This is a genomic window from Streptomyces sp. rh34 (assembly GCF_002551245.1).
Taxonomy (GTDB): Bacteria; Actinomycetota; Actinomycetes; order Streptomycetales; family Streptomycetaceae; genus Streptomyces.
Map to the genome: position 1 here is coordinate 1 of NZ_NTGZ01000605.1, position 458 is coordinate 458.

Genomic DNA, 458 nt, shown 5'->3' on the forward strand with positions numbered 1-458 from the left:
CGTCCGCGTCTCGCCCCGCCGCCCCGGTCCGCCGCCCCTCCCCCGCCACCAGTCCGCCGTCCCAGTCCGACATCCGCGCATTTCCGCCGCTGGAGGGGAAAGATGCCTCGCACGACCAGCCCCACCGCCACCGCCGGCACCGCCACCGATACCGATGCCGCCACTGCCGCCACCACTCGCGCCTCCGTCGACTCCCTCCCCTGGGAGGAGCTGGTCACCTCGGCGCTCCTGGGCACCGACCGCCGTCCTCCGACGCCACGCGGCGGCCCCGTACCGGCCGATGCTCCCGCGGCCCTGCTGGACGCCGCCGCGCTGCACACCGTGCGGCAGCGGGCCGGGCTGCTGCCGGCCGTGCCGGAGGCACGGCCCGAGCCCGCCGCCCCGGATCCCCGGCCGGCACTCCCCGAGGCCGCCCGGCGCAGGCTCTGTCTCTTATACACATCTCTGATGGCGCGAGG

Annotated in this window: 1 protein-coding gene; it reads left to right on the forward strand. The window is 77.1% G+C overall.

Annotated elements, in window-relative coordinates:
- Positions 1–102: 102 nt before the first annotated feature.
- On the forward strand, positions 103–458 hold a 356-nt coding region (locus CR470_RS38430; RefSeq protein ID WP_441350794.1), incomplete at its 3' end, for a DUF5691 domain-containing protein.